This window comes from Pseudomonas sp. NFIX10, from assembly GCF_900111955.1.
Classification (GTDB): domain Bacteria; phylum Pseudomonadota; class Gammaproteobacteria; order Pseudomonadales; family Pseudomonadaceae; genus Aquipseudomonas; species Aquipseudomonas fluorescens_AA.
The window spans coordinates 231612-250177 of record NZ_FOKH01000005.1 but is presented as its reverse complement, the minus strand read 5'-3'; the positions used below and the strand labels follow the sequence as shown (position 1 = coordinate 250177).

The 18566-nt window shown below is 60.4% G+C and carries 11 protein-coding genes and 1 pseudogene; 4 read left to right on the top strand and 8 right to left on the bottom strand.

Translation table 11 applies throughout. From position 1 onward, the window contains the following. The 4 genes and pseudogenes from BM321_RS07150 to BM321_RS07135 all read left to right on the top strand — a co-directional run. Positions 1-296: pseudogene (locus tag BM321_RS07150) on the top strand (IS110 family transposase); the annotation flags it as partial. 259 nt (positions 297-555) lie between these two features. Beyond that, complete coding sequence (locus BM321_RS07145; protein ID WP_092442007.1) at positions 556-1035, top strand: REP-associated tyrosine transposase; 480 nt, start codon at positions 556-558, stop codon at positions 1033-1035. Positions 1036-1369: 334 nt separating this feature from the next. Further along, positions 1370-2791: an amino acid permease gene (locus BM321_RS07140; protein WP_092442006.1), complete on the top strand. Its 1422-nt coding sequence runs from the start codon at positions 1370-1372 to the stop codon at positions 2789-2791. Between the two features lie 113 nt (positions 2792-2904). Continuing rightward, positions 2905-3924 carry a hypothetical protein gene (locus BM321_RS07135; protein ID WP_092332306.1) on the top strand — a complete coding sequence of 340 codons (1020 nt, stop codon included), beginning with the start codon at positions 2905-2907 and terminating at the stop codon, positions 3922-3924. Positions 3925-3928: 4 nt separating this feature from the next. Here BM321_RS07135 and bglX read toward each other — a convergent pair whose 3' ends face one another. The 8 genes from bglX to BM321_RS07095 form a co-directional block, all read right to left on the bottom strand. Further along, positions 3929-6238: a beta-glucosidase BglX gene (bglX, locus tag BM321_RS07130; RefSeq protein ID WP_092442005.1), complete on the bottom strand. Its 2310-nt coding sequence runs from the start codon at positions 6236-6238 to the stop codon at positions 3929-3931. A 55-nt stretch (positions 6239-6293) separates the two neighbouring features. Then, a complete protein-coding gene (locus BM321_RS07125; protein WP_092442004.1) occupies positions 6294-7886 on the bottom strand; it encodes an OpgD/OpgG family glucan biosynthesis protein in 1593 nt (530 codons plus the stop codon). A 130-nt stretch (positions 7887-8016) separates the two neighbouring features. Continuing rightward, a complete protein-coding gene (locus BM321_RS07120; RefSeq protein ID WP_092332314.1) occupies positions 8017-9636 on the bottom strand; it encodes an FMN-binding glutamate synthase family protein in 1620 nt (539 codons plus the stop codon). Between the two features lie 376 nt (positions 9637-10012). Beyond that, positions 10013-11419: an ATP-binding protein gene (locus BM321_RS07115; RefSeq protein ID WP_092442003.1), complete on the bottom strand. Its 1407-nt coding sequence runs from the start codon at positions 11417-11419 to the stop codon at positions 10013-10015. Then, positions 11416-13218, bottom strand: coding sequence for a DAHL domain-containing protein (locus BM321_RS07110; RefSeq protein WP_092442002.1), 1803 nt, complete (start codon positions 13216-13218; stop codon positions 11416-11418). Before BM321_RS07110 ends, BM321_RS07115 begins: the two co-directional genes overlap by 4 nt. Continuing rightward, the gene (locus tag BM321_RS07105) at positions 13215-14174 is read right to left on the bottom strand and encodes a cytochrome-c peroxidase (protein WP_092442001.1); all 960 of its coding nucleotides are present in this window, start codon (positions 14172-14174) and stop codon (positions 13215-13217) included. The genes BM321_RS07110 and BM321_RS07105 overlap by 4 nt, the downstream gene beginning before the upstream one ends. A 41-nt stretch (positions 14175-14215) precedes the next feature. Beyond that, positions 14216-16090: a GGDEF/EAL domain-containing response regulator gene (locus BM321_RS07100; protein WP_092442000.1), complete on the bottom strand. Its 1875-nt coding sequence runs from the start codon at positions 16088-16090 to the stop codon at positions 14216-14218. Next, positions 16087-18378 carry a GGDEF/EAL domain-containing response regulator gene (locus tag BM321_RS07095; RefSeq protein ID WP_092441999.1) on the bottom strand — a complete coding sequence of 764 codons (2292 nt, stop codon included), beginning with the start codon at positions 18376-18378 and terminating at the stop codon, positions 16087-16089. The genes BM321_RS07100 and BM321_RS07095 overlap by 4 nt, the downstream gene beginning before the upstream one ends. Positions 18379-18566: the final 188 nt, after the last annotated feature.

The window sequence follows — 18566 nt, the reverse complement described above, 5'->3', positions numbered from 1 at the left end:
CTAAAGTCATCAATCGAGCCGCCCAAGCCCTCAAGCAAGCGGCCTCAAACGCCCGGCAGGACAAAAGTTTTATTGGCGCCAGTCACCGTGCCCGCCTGACGCGGATGGACACCAGTTGTGCGATCAAGGCGACGGCTCATCAACTGGCGCGATTGATTTACGCCATGCTCACCAAAGGCCAGCCCTACGTTGAGAAAGGGATAGAAGAGTTTGAGGAGAAAAGCCGGGGACGCCAATTGCGGGCTCTGGAGCGCAAGGCCCGCAAGTTGGGCATGCAATTAGTCAAAGCAGCATGATTTTTAGAAGCAAAAACAATGGGTTATTTTTTGTTTGATAAGAGCTTGCTCCCGCTCGGCTGTGCAGCAGACGCAACGGCGGCATGGTTGAAGTGTTTTCAGCGGTTGAAAAGCGAGGGCGGCTTCGCCCCCAGCGGGAGCAAGCTCCCTCGCCACGGGTACTACGTCGTTTTCGGAAAAGTCGCTCAACCATCATCGCATCGGATCGTCGTGGGAGAGGCTACCGTAAGTAGGTCTCCCAACCACAGGAAGCCAAGGCATGCATCCTCCACGCCCAAACTCCCATCGCTTGCGTCGCGGACGCTCTTCGGAACCGGGGCGAGGTTACCTCGTCACTACGGTCGTTCACCGACGCATACCTATCTTCAAGAACTGGCAGTTGGGCCGCTTATTGGTGGCAGAAATGCGCTTGGCCCATGAGCGAGGCCAGGTCAATTCGCTGGCCTGGGTTGTGATGCCGGATCACCTGCATTGGCTGGTGCAGCTAGAGCAGGCTCAGCTCACTCATGTGATGCAGATGGTCAAATCCCGCAGCACGCTCACAATCAACCGAGCAATGAACAGGAAGGGCGCGTTCTGGCAAAGCGGCTTCCATGACCGCGCGATCCGGGACAACGAGGACCTACGGCCTTGCGCACGCTACATCATTGCCAATCCGCTTCGTGCAGGTTTGGTGGATCGCATTGGCAATTATCCACTGTGGGACACAGTGTGGCTCGGCGAGGGACGTGATGTCTGAAAGCCTTGCGCTAGAGCCATCGCTCCATGCCAAAACATGACGCTGCACCACCACTGTGCAATACTCCGCGGCGTTTCCGAATGACCTGAATACCAGACAACACCTCTCTAAAAGCCGATTCTGGCGCAGGCTTATCCCTGAATTTCCCTGGTTTTACAGTGAATCTCTCTATCCCTGGCTTTTTATACTGCACGACCCGCTGATCCTGAGGTTGTCGTTCCACAGGACGGTCTGCCCACAAGACAGACCCGGTTTCGGCAAGGCGGCAGGCTTACCGGCCTGTGGCTTTGGACACTCGGTGGCTAATCCAATAACAAGACGAGGTTGTATCCCTATGCCTGTCGGCAATCATCTGCCCCATGGCGAGACCGCTCAGGGCGGTCCGCTCAAACGTGAACTCGGCGAGCGGCATATCCGCCTGATGGCGCTTGGCGCCTGCATCGGTGTCGGGCTGTTCCTCGGTTCGGCCAAGGCCATCGAAATGGCCGGCCCGGCGATCATGCTGTCCTACATCATTGGCGGCCTGGCGATCCTGGTGATCATGCGCGCCCTCGGTGAAATGGCCGTGCACAACCCGGTGGCCGGTTCGTTCAGCCGCTATGCCCAGGATTACCTCGGCTCACTGGCAGGTTTCCTGACCGGTTGGAACTACTGGTTCCTGTGGCTGGTGACCTGTGTGGCGGAGATCACCGCCGTGGCGGTGTACATGGGCATCTGGTTCCCCGACGTGCCACGCTGGATCTGGGCCTTGGCGGCACTGGTCAGCATGGGCTCGATCAACCTGATCGCGGTCAAGGCCTTCGGCGAATTCGAATTCTGGTTCGCCCTGATCAAGATCGTCACCATCATTGCCATGGTCATCGGCGGCGTCGGCATCATCGCCTTTGGCTTCGGCAACGACGGTGTGGCCCTGGGCATTTCCAACCTCTGGGCCCACGGCGGCTTCATGCCCAACGGCGTGTCCGGCGTGTTGATGTCGCTGCAAATGGTCATGTTCGCCTACCTGGGCGTGGAGATGATCGGCCTGACCGCCGGTGAAGCGAAGAACCCACAGAAAACCATCCCCAACGCCATCGGTTCGGTGTTCTGGCGGATCCTGCTGTTCTACGTCGGCGCGCTGTTCGTGATTCTGTCGATCTACCCGTGGAACGAGATCGGCACCCAGGGCAGCCCGTTCGTGATGACCTTCGAGCGTCTGGGCATCAAGACCGCCGCCGGCATCATCAACTTCGTGGTGATCACCGCCGCACTGTCGTCCTGCAACGGCGGCATCTTCAGCACCGGGCGGATGCTCTACAGCCTGGCGCAGAACGGCCAGGCCCCGGCCGGTTTCGCCAAGACCTCGACCAACGGCGTGCCGCGTCGAGCATTGCTGCTATCCATCGCCGCGTTGCTGCTGGGCGTGTTGCTCAATTACCTGGTGCCGGAAAAGGTCTTCGTCTGGGTGACCTCCATCGCCACCTTCGGCGCGATCTGGACCTGGGTAATGATCCTGCTGGCCCAGCTCAAATTCCGCAAAAGCTTGAGTGCTTCGGAGCGTGCGGCGTTGAAATACCGCATGTGGCTGTACCCGGTCAGCTCGTATCTGGCACTGGCGTTCCTGGTGCTGGTAGTGGGGTTGATGGCGTACTTCCCGGATACCCGCGTGGCGCTGTATGTGGGGCCGGCGTTTCTGGTGCTGCTGACGGTGCTGTTCTACACCTTCAAGTTGCAGCCGACGGGGGAGGCGCAGGGCTCGGTGGGTTCGGTTTCATAGCTGCGGTCCCTCAGGCCCTGTAGCGGCAACGCTACTGTCAGGTTTGACAGTAGCGTCGTTCAAATCATGAGGGTTATGGTCGGGGGATACTTCCGAAATCACGGTAACTCCCGATGTATTTCTCATTAGGCCAGCCGTTTTGCGCTTTAACCCGTGCACCGGAAAAGACCCTGAAGCGGATAGCATGGGGGATTGTCTTCGCTGCGCTGTTGATCGGATGTGCGACGATACGCAGTGGCGATGATTGGGTAACAGTCATCAACGCTACGTATCCGACGGGCTGTGCGGAGGAGGACAACGTTTATGTGAAACTGGTCGGAAACGCCATCCAGACGTTCCGAATCGAAGCGTTGCATCCGGCCTACATCGACTCGCTGGGATCAGATCGGTCGGCCCCGGATTTTTCCGGTTGCTCTTTCGATGGAAGCGCCAATGCACAGGACCCGGTATTTACCTTCACCCCCTGGCGCAGGGTGCTTTGGGAATCGGATGAGCTCCTGGTCAACGGGATTACGCTGGAGCGTTTCTGGCGTGCTCAATCCGTCGATGTCAATGTCCTGGGCGAGCAACAAGGCACCGTGCATCTGGTTCAGGTGTTCCTTAAAGACAAGCACCGGCCGGAACAAGCTCCCGAGGAGTTCCTGGTATTTTACCCCACGGATGGGTATTGGCGTCTCAAGCCGCTTGCGGCACCTCATCTCAAAACGGGCGCATATGGCACGTCTTTTCTCGTTGGCCCGATCGAAGAGGCTCTTCGACCTGTAGTCGATTTGGCAAAGGTTGAGTTCGTACCGGCAACCTGGACGTTTGAGCTCGACTATCGAGACGGCTCTCACGGCAGCATGAAAATAGTCGAAATCAATCAGCAACGTGCCGTGCTGGATTATTCCCATAACCGGCCATCGACTCTGGACAGGCCTTTCGCCGCTGTCCGTTCCATGTACGTTGCCGCTGATAATGCCGATGTCTCGCAAGTATCTTTTCATCGGCCGGGTTCGAGCGATGAAGTCGATGAGCCCTTGGATGAGTTCAGGCGTGCGGATGTGCAGACTGTCCGGTTGGGGCGCACGACGCTCTCAAGGCATAACGCTTCGGCACCTGATATGTGGTTTGGTCGTTTCGAGCGGCAGTGAAGACTTAACGCACGGGCGTATCGTCGCGTAACCACCGCGGAATGGCCGAGCCGCGCCCCATCAGTTGGGCGCCTTTGGTCACCTCGAAACTGGCCTGATTGTCCGTGGTGGAGCTACCCCCGACGAAAACAGTGAATGTCCCGGATTCGACAAGTCGCAGATAATCGGTGCCCAGCAACGCGAAGTCGTCCTGATCGAGTAAAAACTCGACGGTCTTCGATTCGCCGGGCACCAGTCGAACCTTGGAAAAACCACGCAATGTCCGCACGGGGCGCGTCACGCTTGCGGTGTTCTGGCGCAAATACAACTGAACTGTTTCGTCACCTGCTCGTTGACCGCTGTTGCGGACCGTCACCTGTACCGTCAGCGTTTCGTCGAAGGCCAGGCGCTGCCTACTGAGGGTTGGCGTTCCATAGGTGAAGGTGGTGTAGCTCAAGCCATGACCAAACGGGTAGAGCGGGGTCCAGGGTTCGTCCATGTACTTGGAAGAAAAGACACTGGTTTTGCTCGGTGGTCGACCGGTGTTCTTGTGACCCTGGTAAAGAGGGATCTGTCCGACCGAGCGTGGAAAGGTGATGGGAAGTTTGCCGCTGGGATTGAAATCGCCAAATAGCACATCGGCTACCGCATGGCCCATTTCCGAACCCAGAAACCAGGTTTCGAGGATTGCCGGTGCCTGTTCGTCGAGGGAGGGTATGGCCAGTGGGCGGCCATTCATCAGGATGACCACCAACGGTTTGCCGGTTTCGAGCAACTGAGCGAGCAGTGCGTTCTGCGCGCCAGGCAAGCCAAGGGAGGCGCGGCTGCGGGCTTCGCCACTCATCTGTGCTGTTTCGCCGAGTACGGCAACCACCGCATCGGCGTCCCTGGCGTCGCGCTGGATCTGGTCGATATCCACAAGGTTGGTGTCGTCGGGGGAGGCTCCAGGTCGGTAGACGATCTGGGTTGTGGATGCTACGGCGCGTTTTATGCCTTCCAGCACGGTGATCGACTCTTCGGCCCGCCCCACGCCTGACCAGGGGCCCAATGTGGATGACGCATCGTTCGCCAAGGCCCCGACTACGACAAGCTTGCGCAGTTGCTTGGACAGCGGCAGCAGCGAGTGGTCGTTTTTCAATAGAACGATGGATTTTTGCGCGGCTTCCCGGGCCAGCGCACGGGTGGGGAGGGTCAGCAGCAACGCCCGTTCACGCGCCTGATCGCTGTAGCGATAGGGATCCTCGAACAACCCCAGCCGCTGCTTGACCAGGAGGATTCGTCGTACTGCATCGTTCAGTTGGCGTTCTGAAAGTTGACCGTTGCGCACCAATGTCGGTAGCTCGCTAGCGTAGTCGCCGCCCACCATATCGATATCGACCGTCGCGTCGAATGCCCGCAACGTGGCGGTTCGGGACGTCGATGCGATACCGTGCAGAATCAGTTCGTGGATGCCACTGTAATCACTGACGATAACTCCCTGAAACCCCCAGTCGTTGCGTAACTTATCCTTAAGCAACGATTGATTAGCATGCATCGGCACGCCATTTACTTCGTTGAATCCGGGCATGATCGCATCGACGCCGGCCTGCACGGCTGCACGAAATGGCGTGAGATAAACTTCCTCCAGTGTGCGTTCGGACATATCAGAGGTGTTGTAGTCGCGCCCCCCTTCGGCCGCACCGTAACCGACGAAATGTTTCGCGGTAGAGAGCATCTTCGAGGTGTCGGGAGCTCCGTCGCCACGAAAACCGCGGACGCGTGAAGCGGCCAGCGCCGCACCCAGAAACGGGTCTTCCCCGGCGCCTTCTACCACCCGGCCCCAGCGGGGATCTCGCGCAATGTCCACCATGGGCGCGTAGGTCCAGTGTACGCCTGCTGCCGTTGCTTCGGCGGCGGCGGCCCTTGCGGTGCGTCGTGATAAGTCAGGGTCCCAGGCCGATGCCTCGGCCAGCGGCACGGGGAAGAGGGTTCGGAAGCCGTGGATCACATCGAAGGAGAACAGCAGTGGGATATGCAAGCGCGAGCCTTCGACGGCTTCGCGTTGCAGTTTTCGGGTGTCCTCGGCGCCATACACGCCCAGCACAGAACCGACATCAGTGAGGGCAAGGGGTCGCGAACTTTTGTTATCCACCACCGGGCCGGTGGGGGTGGGTTGCATACCCATTTGAGTCAGCTGACCGGCTTTCTCTTCGAGGGTCATCCGCCCGATCAACTGTTCTATAAAGGCGTTTTTATGCCTGACCAAGCCGCCATCGGCGTCGGTCGTAGACTCGAGCCAGAGCAACGCAGCCAGCGTACCGAGCAGGACGGCTGTGGCAAGGCGCATCAGATTCATGGTGTCAGACCCTTCGTATGCACGTCAGGTTGAGCACTGGCTGCGTCACCGCAGCTTATGACGGCTCGAACGGGTGATATTGATAAAGCCACGTCTCTGAGAGCGTTTCGCTCTGCAGACCCAGGTACAGGCGCATTTCCACAGGGTCGCCACCTTCGACATTCAGATCGAACTGAGCACGCCAATGGCCCGCCTCGTCATCCGGCACGGGTTCGGTGAACACGTTTGAAAACGTTCCCCTGGAAGCCCAGAGCACGGCATCGGGTTTCACGCCGAAGGGCAGCTTTTTCAGCGGAGCGCCCGCGAACTCCACGACAAATTTACGCACACCCTTGGGACGTGGCTGGCCAGGTTGGCCTCCGTTCCCTAGCCGTGTCGCTACACAACGTGCCAGATCGGAGGGATAGGGCTCGTCGGCCAGCCAGTGCAGGCGATATTTCAACCGGTATTGATGACCTGCCTCGGCGGGTTCCTTGGGTACCCACATCGCGACGATGTTGTCGTGGATTTCATCGTCAGTGGGAATTTCCACCAGTTGGACGCTGCCTTCCCCCCAGTCTCCGAGCGGCTCGACCCACAAACTGGGGCGACGCTGATAATTCACGCCGTCCAGGTAGTGATCGAAATTGCGGTCGCGCTGCAGGAGCCCGAAACCTCGTGGTTGCTTGTCCGAAAACGCCGACGCCATGGTGCGCGGAGGATTGTTGAGCGGGCGCCAGATATGCTCACCCGTCCCGGTCCATAACGCCAGGCCATCGGAGTCGTGGATTTCTGGGCGCCAGTCGACCGCGGTACGCTTGGCCGCTTCGCTAAACCAGTACATGGAGGTCAGCGGGGCGATGCCGAAGCGATCGACGTTCTGACGCAGGAACAGGGCCGTTTCGATGTCCATGATCACCCCTTTGGTGCGGTTGATCACGAAGCGATAGGCACCACACAGGCTGGGACCGTCGAGCAGTGCGTACAGGGTCATGCTCGGCTGGCGATTGTCGGCGGGTGTCTCGATCCAGAAATCGGTGAAGGTGGGAAACTCTTCGGCCATACCCGCTTGTGCGACGTTCAATGCGATCCCCCGCGCAGAAAGGCCGTATTGGTACTGTTCTCCTATGGCTCGAAAATAGGAGGCGCCGAGAAATGCCACCCAATCGTTCTGCTTCCAGTCGAGATTCTTCTGCTTGCCCAGCCGGCTTTCCTGGAGGCGCAAACCGGCAAAGCCGCTATTGGGCGCGAGTGCCTGGGCCGGGCTGTCGGCGGGCATATCGAAGAGCGTTTTGTCATAAGGGATGTCATGGGCGACGCCGTCGGTGACGACATGCATTTTGACCGGGGTGCGAAAGAACTTTCCCATATGGAAGAAGGTGACGGGGTACTGGCCGGGCCCGTTGGCAAAAAGCGCACGTGCGCTGTCGAATCGAACCTTGCCCAGCACCTCGTAATCGATGTTCGCCAGCAGGTGCTCGGGGACAGCGGTCGACTTGACGTAGGGCTTGAGCGCCGTTGCTTCGGCGAGCTGGATCAGTGTGTCAAAGCTGAAGGGGAGCGGGGTGTCGGGCTTCACGTCGCTGGCCAATACCGAGATAGGCAGAGGCAACGAGGCCAATGCTGCACAGAGTGATGTGATGCTCACCAGATCGCGGCGCGTCAACATAGTATCGTCCCTGCAATTGAACTCTGAAGGGATGTTCAATTGAAGGGACATAGCCGTCTACTGTCAGAGTTGACAGGTGGGAAGCGCCGACACCTCGGTCATTCGAGGTTTTCGGGCCCTCCGTTCACGGTTACGCAGCCCCCGCTTCCAAAGGCTCAAAACTGTCCGCCCGCGCCATCTGCCACATCCGCGAATAAAACGCCCCATTGACCTCGCCGGTCAGCAATTCCCCCGGCTTCAGAAACACGTGCAACTCAGAGAACAACTTGACCTCGGTAGCCGACATCCGCCGAACCAAATGCTTGGGTTGCAGCTGCGAAGGATGCTCAAGCCCGGCGGCGGCGAGCATTTCGGCCAGGGCCTTGAGGGTGTTGCGGTGGAAGTTGTAGACCCGCTGGGCCTTGTCCGGGACGACCAGGGCGCGCTGGCGCAAGGTGTCCTGGGTGGCGACGCCGGTGGGGCATTTGTTGGTGTGGCAGCTTTGGGACTGGATGCAGCCGATAGCGAACATGAAGCCGCGCGCAGCGTTGGCCCAGTCGGCGCCGATGGCCAGGACGCTGGCGATGTCGAAGGCACTGACGATCTTGCCGCTGGCACCGAGCTTGATCTTGTCCCTCAGATTCAGGCCCACCAGGGTGTTGTGCACGAACAACAGCCCCTCGCGCAGCGGCACGCCGATGTGATCGGTGAACTCCACTGGCGCCGCGCCCGTGCCGCCTTCCTTGCCGTCCACCACGATGAAGTCGGGCAGGATCCCGGTTTCCAGCATCGCCTTGGCGATGCCCATGAATTCCCAGGGATGGCCCAGGCAGAATTTGAAGCCCACCGGTTTGCCCCCGGACAGCTCACGCAGTTGCTGGACGAATTGCATCAGTTCGATGGGGGTGGAAAACGCGCTGTGACGTGACGGGGACACGCAATCCTCGCCCATGAGGATGCCACGGGTCTCGGCGATTTCCCGGGTGACCTTGTGCTTGGGCAGGATCCCGCCGTGGCCGGGTTTGGCGCCCTGGCTCATCTTGATTTCGATCATCCGCACCTGCGGGTTCTGTGCCTGGGCGGCGAAGCGCTCGGGGTCGAAGCGCCCGTCGCTGGTGCGACAGCCAAAATAGCCGCTGCCCAGTTCCCAGGTCAGGTCGCCACCGTGTTCGCGGTGGTAGGGGCTGATACTGCCTTCGCCGGTGTCATGGGCGAAGTTGCCCAGCTTCGCGCCTTGGTTCAACGCCCGGATGGCATTGGCGCTCAGGGAGCCGAAGCTCATGGCCGAGATGTTGAACACCGAAGCCGAGTACGGCTGGGTGCACTGCGGGCCGCCGACGATCACGCGAAAACCGCTGGGGTCGCTCAGCGGGGCCGGGCGCATGGAATGGCCGATGAATTCGAAGCCGGTCTGGTACACGTCGATCAAGGTGCCGAACGGCTTGTCGGCGCTTTCGTTCTTGGCCCGGGAGTACACCAGCGAGCGTTGGGCCCGGGAGAAGGGCAGGGCGTCGCTGTCGGATTCGAGCAGGTACTGGCGGATCTCCGGGCGGATGCCTTCGACCAGATAGCGGATGTTGCCCAGGATCGGGTAGTTGCGCCGTACGGCATGACGGCTTTGCAGCAGGTCGAACACTCCCAACAGGCTCAGCAGCCCGGTCACCAGCGCAATGGGCCAGAGCCAGTCGTGTTGCAGGAATGGCAGGCTGGCGAGGGTGAAGATGACACAGCCAGCAAAGAAGGCGTAACGACTCAGCAGAGACAGGCTCATACGGTTTCCTTGGGGGAGCGATTGGCGAGACATTAGCTTGGAATTCAGCTTGTGGCGAGGGTGCTTGCTCCCGCTGGGCTGCGAAGCAGCCGGCCTACCGCTATCGCGAGCAAGCTCGCTCCCACAATTGGATTGGCGGCGACGCTCGGCAGTTGTGGTGAGGGAGCTTGCCACAGGGGCTGTGTGTTGGATGAAAAACGAGCGCCAGAAAACCTGTGGGAGCGAGCTTGCTCGCGATGGCAGTCGTCCGCTCGACACTCGCATTGGCTGACCTACCGCTATCGCGAGCAAGCTCGCTCCCACAATTGGATTGGCGGCGATGCTCGGCAGTTGTGGTGAGGGAACTCGCTTCCACCGTTTGAACCGCCGGGGTGGCTCAGCTCGCCTGCTTCATCTGCCGCAACGGCAATTCCACACGGAAGGTGGTGCCCACGCCGACTTCGCTGCGTACGGTGATCTCGCCGTTGTGTTTTTTCACGATGCCGTAGGACAACGACAGCCCGAGCCCCGTGCCCTGGCCGATGGGTTTGGTGGTGAAGAACGGGTCGAAGATTTTCTGCAGGGTCTCGGGGGGAATGCCCGAGCCGTTGTCCGCCACTTCGATCCAGACGGTTTCTTCACCGACCCCGTTGCGCAGGGTGATGGTGCCGCGTTCGGGGCCGATGGCCTGGGCGGCGTTGACGATCAGGTTCATGATCACCTGGTTGATCTGCGATGGCAGGCATTCCACCTCCGGCAAGGGTGTGTATTCCTTGACCACGTCGGCCTTGTACTTGATTTCATTGGCGACGATGTTCAACGTCGAATCCATACCCTGCTGCAAATTGGCCATCTGCCATTCCTGGCTGGAATCAACGCGGGAGAAATCCTTCAGGTCCTTGACGATCTGCCCGACCCGGCCAATGCCATCCTTGGACTCCTTGATCAGTAGGGGGATGTCCTCGACCAGGAAATCCAGCTCCACCTGTTCGCGCAGCTTTCTCAAGTTCACCACCAGCTCCGGCGAGGCGATGGCTTCCTCGGCGCTGCCGTAGGCCGTGAGCATTTCCTGGAGTTTGCCGAAGTAGCCGTCCAGCGCCCCCAGGTTGGAAGAAATGAAGCCGATCGGGTTGTTGATCTCGTGGGCCACCCCGGCCGCCAACTGGCCCAGCGAGGCGAGCTTTTCCGATTGCACCAACTGGGTTTCCAGCATCTTGCGTTCGTCGATCTCCATCTGCAGCAGCTCGCTGGCCTGTTTGAAAGCCTGGGTGCGTTGTTCTACCAGGTCTTCGAGCTTGTTCATTTTCAATTGCGCGCGCGAGGTCATTTCCCATTTGGTGGTCAGGGTGTTGGCCATCTGCTGGACTTCGATGTTGTCGAACGGCTTCTTCAGGATCAGCAAGCGGTCGTGGCCATTCAGACGGTCGAGCAATTCATCCCAGGAATAATCCGAATAGGCGGTGCAAACCACCACTTGCAACTGCGGGTCGCGCTTCCAGAGTTCTTCGATGGTCTTGGCGCCGTCCCAGCCTTCGGGCATGCGCATGTCGACAAAGGCCAGGGCATAGGGACGCTCCTTGGCCATGGCCTCCAGCAATTTGTTCAGGCCTTCCTGCCCACCGTAGGCCGAGTCGAGTTCGAACACGGTGGTGGCAGGTTTCGGCGCTTCGCCAAACAGCGCGCTTTCCATGTCCTGCAAATCCGTGTTGCCGTCATCCTCCGGGGTGAGGATCTTGCGGAAATCTTCATGAATGGCGGGTGTATCGTCGATCAACAGGATGCGGCGGTTACTCAGGCTGTTCATGGTTCACCTTCTGCAAGTTTCAGGGGCACCTGCAATTGGAATGTCGCCCCTTTGCCTGGCCCCTCACTGTGGGCGGTGAGGTGGCCGTTCATTTCGATGGCCGCCAATGCGCAGCTGTGCAGGCCAAAGCCGTGGCCCTCCTTACGCGTGGTAAAACCATGGGCGAAGATGCGCGTCATGTTTTCCTCCGGGATGCCTTCGCCTTCGTCCTTGACGCTGATTTGCAGGGTCTGGCCATCGACGACGGCGGCCTTGAGGGTCAGGTTCCGCGCATCGTTGGACACCCCGGCCATGGCGTACTTGGCATTGCTGATCAGGTTGATCAGGATCAGCAGCAAGCGATGCTTGTCGCCCATGATCCGCGGCACGTCGCCGTACTCTTTGATCACCGTAACATGATGGCGGGTCAGGGCGCCGGAGTTCATGCGCAAAGCGTCTTCGAGCAGTTCGCTGACCACCAAAGGTTCCAGCAGGCTGCTGGCCCCGGCGTAGGATTGCTGGGTGGAGACGATGTCCTTGATGTGGTCCACGCTCTTGCTCAATTGGGCCAGTTCATCGGTCAGGCTCTGCTGCTCCGACGCGATGGCCTCGACCAGTTGGTTGAGGTAGCCGGGCAGCAGCTTGCCCTTGGCGTCCTCGGTGAGGAAGTGCCCGAGGTCATCGGTGTGTTCGTTGATCAGTTGCATCGCCTTGCCCAGCCCCAGGGCCTTGCTGCTGCGCAGTTTGCGGCTGACCAGGTCGGCGGAGATGTTCACGCTGTTGAGGACGTTGCCGACGTTATGCAACACGTTGGTGGCGATTTCCGCCATGCCGGCCTGGCGGGCGGTGTCCATCAATTCGCTCTGGGTGTCCTTGAGCTGGCGGGTACGCTCCTCGACCCGTTGTTCCAACTCATCGTTGGCGGTTTGCAGGGCGCTGTTGACCCGATTGATTTCGGCGAAGCTGCGTATCAACCGGATCGCCAGCCAGATCAATATCAAGACCAGGAGCGTGGCGAACACCAACAGGTAAATGTGGTTGCGCTCGTACTGGGCGGCGGCTTTTTCCTGGTCCGTCTCGAGCAGGTGGCTGATGGTGTCCAGGCGATCGGCCACGGGGATCGCTCCGATGCCCAGCAATAACTCATTCACCTTGGGTTGTTCGCGCAGGATCACCCCGATGTGCCTGCGCAGGACTTCGATGGAGTTAAGCAACCCCTCAGGCAGCCGCTCCTTGTTGACATCCAACTGGTTCAAACCCAGCAGGACCTCGGCTGCGATCTCCGGGGAGCTGACCTGGGCGAATTCCATACTGCTGAGCAACAGATCGTAAGTGTCGATGGCAACGTTCTGCAACGCCAGTTTGTACGTGTCGGGCAGCCGGGCGAACTGGCCCTGGATGTCGTCCTCGCCGGTGGGCAGAAAGGCCAGGGAGTTACGCAACACCGCGTTATGGGACTTGAACTGTTCTATCAGACGGGTTTTTTCCTTGACCAACTTGAGGTATTCGTCGCGCTGGGCGTCCCAGAGCGACGGCCCGTGGCGCCCCGGTTCCGATTCGATGGCGTCCAGGCGCTGCCACAGGCGTGCCATTTCGTGCAGGGGGGAGACCAGCGGGTCATAGTTGTGGGTCAGGGCGATTCGCGACTTGAGGACTTCGTTGTCCCAGATGGCGTCCTGTTGCTTGAGCAGGCGGATCAGGTCGCGGGATTCAATGTACGAGGCGGCCTGCTGGGCCCCCGAATTGACATACATGAACAGCAGGACCGAAGCCAGTAATAGGCCGATGAAGGCAAGACCGAGGCGGCGCAGAGTGGTCATAGGGGCTTGCCCTCCGATTCACCCGTCAGGGTCTTGAGGAACTCGACGATCAGTGTCGTATCGTTCTTGAGCGGCTCACGACCCAGTTGGTACTTGAACATCACCTCCACCGCGTGCTCCAGCGTCGTCGCCGACCCGTCATGGAAATACGGCGCGGTGACGGCCACGTTGCGCAGGCTGGGCACTTTGAACACCTGGCGGTCCGCTTCATCGCCGGTGATGTTGAAGCGTCCTTCGTCGGCCCGGGTCGGGTTGCCCCGGTCGCCGATGTAGTCACCCATGATCCCGAATTTCTGGAACATGTTGCCGCCGATGTTCACGCCCTGGTGGCAAGCGATGCAGCCGTACTCCTTGAAACGCTGGTAACCGAACTTTTCCCGGGGCGTGAGGGCGTCGGTATTGCCCAGCAAGTACTGGTCGAAACGCGAGTTGGGTGTTTGCAAGGTGCGTTCGTAGTCGGCCAGGGCGCTCTGGATATTGGGCTCGGTCACGCCGTCGGGGTAGGCGTCCTTGAAGTCCTTGGCGTAGCCGGGATCATCGGCGATGCGCTTGACCACCGACTCCCAGGTGCTGCCCATTTCCACCGGGTTGGTCACGACCTCGTGGACCTGTTCTTCCAGCGTATCGACGCGGCCGTCCCAGAACTGGTGGAAGTTCAGGCCGGCGTTGAACACCGTAGGTGTATTGACCTCCACCGGCTTGCCGTCGAAGCCCAGGGAAAACGGCTTGTCGTCGGCGCCGCCCTTGTCCAGGCGATGGCAACTGGCGCAGGACAGGGTGTTGTTGACCGACAGCCGTGGGTCATTGAACAGCCGCAGCCCCAGCTGGACGCGCTTGGGGTCCAGGGCCGGCACCGGTGGCAGGGGCTTGAGGGGTTCATCCAGGGGGGCGGCGTGAGCGGTTACGCTTGCTCCCACGAGCAGGCCGAGAGCCAGAATCAGTCCATGTGACGCCATGGGATGTTTTCCTTGAAACTTTTGGTTGAGGACTCAGCTGTTCACGAGAACGGGTTCTGGCGTTTTTCCCACTCGGTCATCCAATCGGCAAAGGCCTGCGGTTCGACGGCCTTGCTGAAGTAGTAACCCTGGGCTTCCTCGCATTGGTGCTTCTTGAGAAATTCAAGCTGTTCAAGGGTTTCCACCCCTTCGGCGATGATGTGCAGGTTCAGGCTCTTGCCCAGGCTGATGATGGTGCTCACCAGTTTGGCGTCATTGCTGTCGATGCTCAGGTCCCCGACGAACGACTGGTCGATCTTCAGCACATCCACCGGAAATTTCTGCAAGTAGCTCAGGCTCGAATAACCGGTGCCGAAATCGTCGATGGCCAGGCGTATCCCCTGTTGCTTGATGGCCTTGAGGATGGCGACCGTGGTATCGATGTTCTGCATCAGTACGCTTTCGGTGATCTCCAGTTCCAACTGTGTCGGGTCCAGGCCGGTTTCCTTGAGGGTGCGGGTGATGCCTTCGACGAAGCCGCGCTGGCGAAAATCGATGGCCGAGATGTTCACCGACAGGCACAGCGGCCGCATGCCCTGGGCTTGCCAACGGCAGGCCTGCTGGCAGGCTTCCTGGAGTACCCATTGGCTCAGCGGAACGATCAAGCCACTGTCCTCGGCCACCGGAATGAAGTCCCCCGGGTAGACCAGGCCATGTTCCGGCCTGTTCCAGCGCACCAATGCCTCGACACCGACCACCTTGCCGTTCTTGAGGTCGAGCTTGGGCTGGTAATGCAGCACGAATTCCTTGCGTTGCAGGGCCAGGCGCAGGCCCGATTCGATGGTCTGTTGCTGCCGTGCCCGGCGGTTCATGTCCTCGGTGAAGAAACGGTAGTCGTTGGGGCCGGTCTCCTTGACGTTGCGCATCGCCGTCTCGGCTTTCTTGATCAGCGCCACGGCGTCGAACCCGTCGCTCGGATACACGCTAATGCCCAGGCTCGCGGTGACGCTCAGGTCATGGCCGTCGATGGGCTGCGGGGTGCTGATGGCCGCCAGCAGTTTTTCGGCCACGCCTTTGGTTTGCTGCGCCTCGGCGATGTCCCCCATGATCACCACGAATTCATCGGAACCGTAGCGGAACACCGAATCGGACTCACGCACCACGCTCGCCAGCGCCCGGGCCACGCGCTTGAGCATCTCGTCGCCCACCGGATGGCCCAGCGCGTTGTTGATGCGCTTGAAGCGGTCCAGGCCGATGAACATCACCGCCAGTTGCCGGTCGTGCCGACGGCACTGGGCCATGGCCTGGGTCAGGCGATCGCCGAGCAACATGCTGTTGGGCAGCTCGGTGAGCACGTCGTATTGCAGCAGGTGGGACACCTTGAGCAATTCCTGGACGCGCTCTTCGATCGTACGTTCCAGGCTGCGCATTTTCCGCGCCGCGTCCTGGGCCAGCTGCCATTTCCAAGTCATGGCGCTGGCCATCTGGCGGATTTCCAAGGTGTCGAACGGTTTCTTGAGAATCAGCAATTGATCATCGAACTCGATCCGTTCGGACATGGTTTCCCAGGAATAATCCGAGAAGGCCGTGCACAGGGCGATTTGCAGGCGCGGGTCGGCTTTCCACAGTTCTTCGATGGTTTGCAGGCCATCCCAGCCCGGTGGCATGCGCATGTCGGCGAACACCAGCGCATAGGGCTGGCCTTCGGCCTGGGCGCGCTTGACCAGTTCCAGCGCCTCCTCGCCCTGGTAGGCCGAGTCGATCTGAAATTGCAGCCGGTTGACCTGCGGGGTGCCGAACAGCAGGCTTTCGGTGTCGTCCAGCGAGTCATCGCCGCCGCCGCTGGGGCTGAGGATCTTGCGAAAGTCCTGGTGGATCGCCGGCGTGTCGTCCACCACCAGGATCCGCCGGTTGGCAGGCACCGACATGGGGTTCATGGATTGTTCTCCGATAGCTGGCTCGCTGGTCGGGTCCAGTGGTCTGTCGCGGGAATGATCGTGCCGGCCTTGAGCAGTTCGGCGGCCTGGCCGCTGTCGACCACGGTGCTGAAGTAATGCCCCTGGGCCTGCATCGCGCCGCCACTGGACATCAGCGTGGTGCGTTGCTCCTGGGTCTCGACGCCCTCGGCAATGATCCCGATGCCCACGTCCCGGGCGAAGTTGATGATCGCCCGCAACGTCGTGGCGTTCTCGGGGTCGGCGTTGGCGCTGTCGAGAAAGCGCTGGGCGAGCTTGAGGTGATTGACCCGGTAGGTCTTGAGGTAATCGAACGAGGAGTATTCGGTGCCGAAGTCATCGATGGCGATCTGCACGCCCAGTTCACAGAGGCGCGGCAGTACGTCGTTGTGGGTCCACTTGGTCTGGGCCAGGGTGGCTTCGGTGACGTCGAAACGCAGGTCCCAGGGTGCCAGCTCCCAGCGGGCGGTGGTGCGCAGCACGTCGTAGATCAGTTCCGGGCCGGTCTTGAGCTGGGTCAGGGACAGGTCGATGGCGATCACCGGCGGCGCCATGCCCTGGTCGCGCCATTGGCGCATCTGTTGGCAGGCCTGGTCCAGCACCCAGTGCCCGAGGCCAATGATGATCCCGGTCTTTTCGGCCGCTGGCATGAAGGCCTCCGGTTCCAGCCAGCCCCGTTGGGGGTGGTTCCAGCGCACCTGCACGCCCATGCCGAGGATCTTGCCGGTGCCGAGGTCGACTTCGGGCAGGTAGTGCAGGTGCAGTTCCTGGTTTTCGATGGCTTGGCGCAGATCGTTGGCCAGGGCGACCCGGTCGGTGACTTCCTGGTTAATTTCCTCGTTGTGGAAGTGATACTGGTTGCGTCCCTTTTCCTTGGAGCGGTACAGGGCCATGTCGGATTGCGCCATCAGGCTGTCGGCACTCAGGCTTTGTGGGGTGTACAAGGCGATGCCGATGCTCACCGAGATCCGTATGTCGTTGCCGTCCAGGGAGTACGGCGCCACCAGCGCATCACGGATCTTGCCCGCCAGCGCGGCGCAGTGGGTCGCTTCATGGACGTCCAGTTGCAGCAGGGCGAATTCGTCGCCGCCCAGGCGTGCCACCACATCGTTTTCCCGGGTGCAGGACTTGATGCGGGCGGCGACCTCCTGCAACAGCAGGTCACCGATGGGATGGCCCAAGGTGTCGTTGATGCGTTTGAAGTGATCCAGGTCCAGGTAGAACATGGCGAACGGCGCCGCTCCCCGACGAGCGGCGGCGAAGGCCTGGTGCAGGCGCTCGATCATGGTGGCGCGGTTGGCCAGCCCGGTCAGGCCGTCGGTGCGGGCGAGCAGGGCGATCTTCTCTTCGGCCAGCTTGCGCTCGGTGATGTCCAGGATGATGCCTTCCACTTCCAGCAACAGGCCCTGGTCGTTGCGCACCGGAATGTAGCGGTTCTCCACCCAGCGGAACGTGTCGTCGCCAGTGCGCATGCGAAACTCGATGGAGGCCCCGGCAGTGTCACGGTCGAGGACGCGGACCATGGCCTCCTGGACTTTGTCCTGGTCGTCGGGGTGGATCAGGGTTTGCGCCCAGTCCGGCGCGTTGATCAGTTGCGCCGCGGAATGACCGAACTTGGTGATGTTATGGGAGATATACATCAACGCGAACGGCGGCTCGCCCCGCAGGCGATAGAGAATGGTCGGGCTGTTCTGCACGATGATGTTGGCGTCGGCCAACTCGCGGGTGCGTTCCTCGACCGCCCGTTCGAGCATGTCCATTTTCAGCGCCGCGTCCTCGGTCATCTGCCATTTGACGGTCAGGGCGCTGGCCATCTGGCGGATCTCGATGGCGTCGAAGGGTTTTTTCAGAATGAGCAGGCGGTCGCCCAGTTCGAGGCGCTCGGAAATGTCTTCCCAGGAATAATCCGAGTACGCGGTGCACAGGGCCACTTGCAGCTTGGGATCGGCGCGCCACAGCCGTTCGATGGTTTCCAGGCCGTCCCAGCCCGGCGGCATGCGCATGTCGATGAACGCCATGGCGAAGGGCTGTCCTTGGGCCAGCGCCGTCTCGACCTTGTTCAACGCTTCCATGCCCTGGAACGCCGAATCGAGGACGAAACTCATGGCGGCAACGGCCACCGGCGCGCCGAACAGAGCCTCTTCGGCGCTGCTCAGGTTGTCTTCGGCGTTCATCTGGGGGCTGAGGATCTTGCGAAAATCCTCATGGATGGTCGGGGTGTCGTCGACGATGAGGATCCGCCGATTGGTTTTATCCAAAGGCAGGCTCATGTCCGTGCACCACTTTGATGCTGACTATAGAACCCTGGGAACATCTGATATCCCTTTCGCTGGCATGAGTAATCGGCCTGTACATGGCCCTTCATGGGGTAGAGCATAGTCGCCTCATCGCGATGCGCTCGGCCACTGATGGCAAATGTGTCGAAATTTTCGCAATCTACTAGGCTGTATTTCGGGGC